This window comes from Actinoplanes sp. NPDC024001, assembly GCF_040638955.1.
In the GTDB taxonomy this organism is placed as follows: domain Bacteria; phylum Actinomycetota; class Actinomycetes; order Mycobacteriales; family Micromonosporaceae; genus Actinoplanes.
Genome location: NZ_JBEZZB010000304.1, coordinates 1 through 5,941, shown reverse-complemented (window position 1 = coordinate 5,941; position 5,941 = coordinate 1). Strand labels below are relative to the sequence as shown.

Below are 5,941 nucleotides of genomic sequence, written 5' to 3'. Positions count from 1 at the left end.
TGGTGGCCGCTCCGCTGCAGGTCACCGGCTTGACCGCGGTGATCGGCCTGCCGATCGCCGCCCGCCTGGTGGACCTGCCCGGCAGTGGCGCGTCGGGAGTCGCCGGCATCGCTCTCACCGCGGTCGCGGTCGCCGTGCTGGCGATCGGGATCCGCGCGGCGCTGCGGCACAGCCGGCTGGCCCCGCTGGTGATGGCGCCGCTGAGCCGCGGCCGCGACCGCGTCCCGGCCGACGCCCGCTGAAAAGACCGAGCGTGCTGATCTCGGGTGTGGATCGCATCCGAGATCAGCACGCTGATCCGTGTTACGGCTTCTTGGCCTCTTGCACGTAGAGCAGCTCCAAGATGGAGCGTGCGGCCTCGAACCAGCGGTCGAGCCAGTCCGACGCCGGCAGCGTGCCGCGTGCCGGCAGTTCCAGGAGCAGTCCACGCAGCAGCGGGTGGTCCGCCATCGACTCGTTCGCCGGCGCGCTCTCCGACCAGTTGCCCGGCCCGAAGACCGGCTCGGTCAGACCCTGCAGGTCCAGCGAGGGCAGCTGAGCCGCCCGGTCCAGCGCACTGGTCGGCTCGATGCTGTGCGAGCGTCCCGGTGATCGGGTCGGCAGGCCCGAGCTGCTGCGCGAGACCAGCTCGCCGTCAGTGTTCTCCCCGGTCAACGCTGCCTCCCGGCGGTTCTGCCGGTACGCGCTGACGCCGCCGCTGAATCGGTCCTGCGCCGTCGACGAACCGTTGCTGAGGTTCTCGGAGCCAATAGTCATCTCTCTGCCTTGCCTCGTTCAGTGATCCGTCCCGGCCATCAGCGCGGTCCGGTCCGCGCTTAGAGCTTTCAACGAGGCGAGTCGCACACAGCGACGGCGAAATCGGGCAAATAGCGACGGCCGGCTCCGATGAGCCGGCCGTGACGGGAAACGCTCAGAGATCGAACTCGCCGTCCTTGGCGCCGCCCACAAAGGCGTCCCACTCCGCGGGCGTGAAGATCAGCGCCGGGCCTGCCGGGTTCTTCGAGTCGCGCACCGCGATCGCCTCACCGACGAACGCCACCTCGACGCAGTTGTCACTGTTCGCGCCGCTGCGGGTGCTCTTGAACCACTGCGCACCGCTCAGATCGAGCCGGAATCCCTTCGTCTGGATTTCCACTACGACTCCTTCGCCGACATCGGGGGGTGGTAGGAGATCGATTGGATCGTCCTGAATCTGTAACGACGGCCCGCACACCGGGACGCGGACCCGCAGCCCGATTTTCCGGTCGGTGTCACCCATCGGGCGGATCCGATAGTCGGGGCTTGTTCTCGCAGCTCAGCACGTAATGTCCAGGATGTCCGAACAATCTGGACTATCCGCTCCAGATTTGTCCGTATTCAATGTCTATTCCGGGAATTCCACCGGGGTAACCTGACTCAGTGATCACGGAGGATCACGGAAGGCTGACATGCAACTTGCATCGACAAGACTGGTGGTGCAATCTTTCCGTATGGCTTGCATCACTCAACGTTCTTGAGAGATGCGATCAACTCAGGCGTAACACGGCGAAACGACGTCCGCACACGGGGCGCCGAAGCACTGAAGGTCTTGTCTGGACCTTCGCCCGACCCGGGTGGTGTGATCGGCGATGGTGACGTTCCGCAACCGCCTTCGATGGTCTGAGGGTTGGCATCATCGAAGGGTTGCAAAGGTGCATCAGCGGGGCACACTGGTGCATCTGTGTCAGGAAGTTGTCCATCTGTTTCCACCCCACACGAGTCTCAGGGCAGGAGATGACGTGGTTCTTCCTCGGTCCGGTGATGTCATCCACGTGACGAGAGCGGCCAGCGTCCAATTCGCATCACCGATGCTCTTCCGGGTCATCCGGGTTCATGATTGGCCGACGTACGAGGGCTGGGTCTGGCTCGACGGATACGAGCTCAACGCAGCCGGCGACGCGGTCGAACGCCGTTCCATCTTCGTGCAGGTCAACGGCCTGCGCCCGGTGGGCAAGGCGCCCGATCCGCGCGCTCGCAACGGTCGCCAGCCGGCGGCCAGGCCAGGCGCGATGCCGGCTCGGCCGGTACGCGCGAATCGCTGATCTCAGTTACCACTCGGAGCCGTCGCCGGTGACGACGACGCGCTCGGCTCGGCCGTGTTCTCGGCCGCGACCACCAGGGTGATCCGGGTGTCTGACGGCACCAGCCGCCCCTCCGGCGGATCACTGTCGATCACCGTGCCCGGCTCAGCGTCGCTGCTGCGCCGGATCACCCGGTAGGTCAGTCCGCTCCGCTCCAGCGCCGCCTTCGCGTCCTCCAGCGGCATGCCCCGCAAGGCCGGCACGGTGACCTCGGTGTCCACCGGCTCGGTGGTCGGGACCGTGCTCTCGAACTGGGTCGTGGTGGGCGGCGCCGTCCGGTTGGGACCACGGCTCTCGCGCTGCGTGGTGGCCTGCGTCGTCGGCGTCGGCGCGGGTGTCTCGGCGTCGTCGTCGCCACCGGTGTTCTGCACGATGAGGGCGACCCCGAAGCCGAGGAGCCCGAGCAGCACCAATGCCGTGACACCGACCGCGATCGGGCTCCACCACCGGCCCTGCTGCTCGGCCGGGCCGAAGTCGGCCCAGTCGGCCTCGGTGTACTCCGGGTCGCCGCGCCGGGGCGGTCGCACGGCGGCCCGCCCGGACCACACCTCGCTGTCCCCGTCATCCGATCGGGGACCCCCGGACGGCTGATTCGGCTGGATCTCGGTGGCGTCCGCGGCTGGCATCGGGCGCGTCTCGTCCGGACGCGGCGCAGCGCCGTCCCGATCTTCCGGACGCTCCTCAGGCATCGCCGGTTCCTTCCGCTCCTCACATCCGCGCTCGTCGCAGCGTCAACGTATCGAATCTTGCGGCCACATGGGGTTTTCCCGTCCAGGTAAGCGGCACAGGCCACCTCGGCGAGCATTTCCTGACATCGGCGGCTGCCAGTACAGTGCGCGGCATGGCCGAGAAGGGCTGGACTACACAGGCATCCGCCGCGGCCGGAATCGCGGCTGGTGCGGGCGCCGCGCAACTGGGTCTCGGCTACGGGCTCGGTGTGATCACCTGGCCGACGACCGCCGCCGAGGCGGAGAGTGTCTGGCTGGGCAGTCTCGGCTGGGCCACCTGGATCACGGCGAGTGCGACCGTACTGGGTGCGGTGATCGCCGGGCGCATGCGCCCGGACCGGCCCGGGCGCTGGCGCGCCCTCTGGCGTTTCCTGCTGGCGGCCTCGGCCGCGCTCGGCGCGCTGGTGTCGGTCGCGCTGGTCGCGCTTCCCGCTCGCTCAGCGGTACGTGCGGACACCCTCTCCCCCCAGGTGGTGGCCGGTGGCTACGCGCTGTTCGGGCTGCTCGCCGGACTGGTGGTCGCCTTCTGGGCGGTGTCGTCCAGCCCGGTCGCGACCAACCTGATCGGCACCGCGATCTGGCTGTGGGCGCTGGCCATCGCCGGCGTGGCGGCCGAGCTGGCCAGCGGCCGGGACTTCGCCACCTATCTGACCAGCTGGCAGTTCGCCGAGTCGGTGAGCCCGATCCGGTACGGCGGGATCTACTGGCCGAGCGCGCTGCTGACCCTGGTCGCCGCCTTCGTCATCGGTCTCGTCTCGGCCTGGCCGGCGGCGCGCCGGGGCGAGTTCGGCCTGGGCACCGCGATCTCGGGTGCGGTGGGCCCGCTGCTGGTCGCGTTCTCGTTCCTGGTGCTGGCGCCGCAGCTGACCGCGGCGATGGGCCCGCTGCAGTCGGCCTACCTGATCGCGCCCTATGCGGTGCTGGCCGGCCTGGGCGGATCGGCGCTGACCGTGGCGTTGGAGCAGGGCCGGCGGGCCCGGGCCGGGCGGGATGCCGCGCCCAGGCCCGCGGACGCCGACCAGACCGTCGACCTGACGGCCACCGGCAAGCCCGGGCCCGCCCCGAGCATTCCCGCACCGAGCACGCCGGTGAAGGTGACCGGTCGCGCCGTCCCACCGGCGAAGAAGCCCGATGCCGGTGAGTCGCTGCTCGGCTTGGACGCGCCCAAGGTGCCCGAGGTCGCCCCAGCACCCCGGCCGCCGGCAAAGCGCGCTTCGGAACCGCTGGCGAAGAGCGCTCCGGAGCCGCCGGCAGAGCGGGCCCCGGAGCCGCCCGCGAAGCGCGCCCCGGAGCCGCCGGCAAAGCGCGCCCCGGAGCCGAGGAAGGCGACGATCACCCCGCCGCCGGCTCAGCCGACCGTGGCCCGGATCAACCCGGACGACGCGGAGAAGCCGCCGGCCAAGTAGTCAGCCCACCGGCCAGGTGTGCACCGGCTCGTTGGTGCGCTGCAGGTCGAGGTAGCGCTGGGTCATCTCCCGGACCGCCGCCGGCCGGTCCAGGCCGTGCTCCCGCTCGGCGTGGCGAACCACCGCGGTCTGCCAGGTGGCGCCGTTGCGCCGGGTGCGGCACCGGCCTTCGACGATGCCGAGCAACCGGTCGCGCTGCGCCGGCCGCACGCCGAATCGGTCCAGGCCGGCGTACGCCCGGGGGAGCAGCGCCTCCTGGATCAGCCGGGCCACCGGGATCCTCCCTGATCCGGGCCAGTGCACGGTCGCGTCGAGCCCGTCGCGGGCGCCGGACCGGAAGTTCTCGGCCGCGGCCGGGAACTCCAGCCGGGACCAGATCGGGTCCTCCTCCTCGGCCAGGTCGCCGACGACTCCGAAGTAGAACGCCGCGTTGGCCAGCAGGTCGACCACGGTCGGGCCGGACGGGAGCACCCGGTTCTCCACGCGCAGGTGGGCACGGCCACCGGACACGTCGTAGACCGGCCGGTTCCACCGGTAGACGGTGCCGTTGTGCAGGCGCAGCTCGAACAGCTGCGGGATGCCGCCGGCCGCCCACACCGCGGCCGGGTCCTCGTCGCTGAGCTCGGGCAGCAGGGGCGGGAAGAAACGGATGTTCTCCTCGTACAGGTCGCGGACCGAGGAGATCCACTGTTCCCCGAACCACACACGAGGTCGTACGCCCTGGGCTTTGAACTCGTCCGGCCGGGCGTCGGTGGCCTGCTCGAAGAAGGCGATGCGGGTTTCCGCCCAGAGGCGCCGGCCGTGCAGGAACGGTGAGTTGGCGCCGAGCGCGACCTGCGCGCCGGCGATGGCCTGCGAGGCGTTCCAGAAACGGGCGAAGTCCGCCGGCGCGACCTGCAGGTGGAACTGCACACTGGTGCAGGCGGACTCCGGCGCGATCGAGTCGCTGCTGCCGCGGAACCGCTCGTGGCCGTCGATGTCGATCCGGAAGTTGTCGCCGCGGGCCCCGATGATCTCGGTGTTCAGGGCTTTGAAGCGCTCGCCGGCGGAGAGGTTGCCGAGCACCAGGTGCTCGGGCTGCAGGGTGGGGAGCATGCCGATCAGGGCGAGGCGGCTCTCGCCTTTGCGGGCGCACTCGGCAGCGCAGCGCAGACCGTCCAGAATGTCCCGCTCGTAGTCGCCGAGGCCGTCGCCTGCGATCGACCGCGGTGGCACGTTGAACTCGAGGTTGAACTTGCCGAGCTCGGCTTGGAACCGTGGGTCGGCCAGGTCGGCCAGGATCTCGGCGTTGCGCATGGTCGGGTCGGCGTCCGCGTCGACCAGGTTGATCTCGATCTCCAGCCCGGTCGTCCGGCTGCCGGGTTCGAACGCGTCGGCGTCGAGCATCCGGCTCAGAACGTCGAGGCAGTCACGCACCTTGCGCCGGAACCGCACCCGGTCGTGTGGCGAGAAGACAGCGTTCACCAGATCTTTGCCCATGGACCCCTCCCGGACGACCGGGGATGAAACGGACTGTCGATCACCGCTCTGTGAACGAACGATTGCGCTCGGTTCACCCTGCCATCCCCACGGGAGGACCGCCAGACGAGCCGAGGCGCCGCACGGGAGTCCCGCGCGGCGCCGCGACAGGTGACGTTTTTCGCAGGTGGTCAGCCCAGCTGGTGGATGGCCTCACCCACGTTGTGGATGTTGTCCTTGATGGCGATCA

The 5,941-nt window shown here is 69.9% G+C and carries 6 protein-coding genes and 1 pseudogene; 3 read left to right on the top strand and 4 right to left on the bottom strand.

Annotated elements, in window-relative coordinates:
- Positions 1-242: pseudogene (locus AB0F81_RS50130) on the top strand (hypothetical protein); the annotation flags it as partial.
- Between the two features lie 61 nt (positions 243-303).
- On the opposite strand, the gene AB0F81_RS50125 reads toward AB0F81_RS50130, so the two are convergent.
- Together AB0F81_RS50125 and AB0F81_RS50120 are read right to left on the bottom strand one after the other, a co-directional pair.
- Positions 304-756, bottom strand: a complete 453-nt coding sequence (locus AB0F81_RS50125) for a hypothetical protein (RefSeq protein ID WP_360211355.1) — start codon at positions 754-756, stop codon at positions 304-306.
- Positions 757-910: 154 nt separating this feature from the next.
- Positions 911-1,129, bottom strand: coding sequence for a DUF397 domain-containing protein (locus tag AB0F81_RS50120; protein ID WP_360211359.1), 219 nt, complete (start codon positions 1,127-1,129; stop codon positions 911-913).
- Between the two features lie 628 nt (positions 1,130-1,757).
- Here AB0F81_RS50120 and AB0F81_RS50115 point away from each other — a divergent pair.
- On the top strand, positions 1,758-2,060 hold the full coding sequence (locus AB0F81_RS50115; RefSeq protein ID WP_360211357.1) for a hypothetical protein: 303 nt from the start codon (positions 1,758-1,760) through the stop codon (positions 2,058-2,060).
- Between the two features lie 2 nt (positions 2,061-2,062).
- Here AB0F81_RS50115 and AB0F81_RS50110 read toward each other — a convergent pair whose 3' ends face one another.
- On the bottom strand, positions 2,063-2,788 hold the full coding sequence (locus tag AB0F81_RS50110; RefSeq protein ID WP_360211353.1) for a PASTA domain-containing protein: 726 nt from the start codon (positions 2,786-2,788) through the stop codon (positions 2,063-2,065).
- 152 nt (positions 2,789-2,940) lie between these two features.
- On the opposite strand from AB0F81_RS50110, the gene AB0F81_RS50105 reads away from it, so the two are divergent.
- Positions 2,941-4,233 carry a Hansenula MRAKII killer toxin-resistant protein 1 gene (locus AB0F81_RS50105; RefSeq protein WP_360211351.1) on the top strand — a complete coding sequence of 431 codons (1,293 nt, stop codon included), beginning with the start codon at positions 2,941-2,943 and terminating at the stop codon, positions 4,231-4,233.
- Here AB0F81_RS50105 and AB0F81_RS50100 read toward each other — a convergent pair whose 3' ends face one another.
- Entirely contained in the window at positions 4,234-5,712 is a 1,479-nt protein-coding gene (locus AB0F81_RS50100; RefSeq protein WP_360211349.1) for a glutamate--cysteine ligase, read from the bottom strand.
- Positions 5,713-5,941 lie beyond the last annotated feature (229 nt).

Excerpts from the sequence above, each read along its gene's own strand:
- AB0F81_RS50125 (WP_360211355.1), bottom strand. The coding sequence starts at position 756 with ATGACTATTGGCTCCGAGAACCTCAGCAACGGTTCGTCGACGGCGCAG.
- AB0F81_RS50110 (WP_360211353.1), bottom strand. The coding sequence starts at position 2,788 with ATGCCTGAGGAGCGTCCGGAAGATCGGGACGGCGCTGCGCCGCGTCCG.
- AB0F81_RS50105 (WP_360211351.1), top strand. The coding sequence starts at position 2,941 with ATGGCCGAGAAGGGCTGGACTACACAGGCATCCGCCGCGGCCGGAATC.
- AB0F81_RS50100 (WP_360211349.1), bottom strand. The coding sequence starts at position 5,712 with ATGGGCAAAGATCTGGTGAACGCTGTCTTCTCGCCACACGACCGGGTG.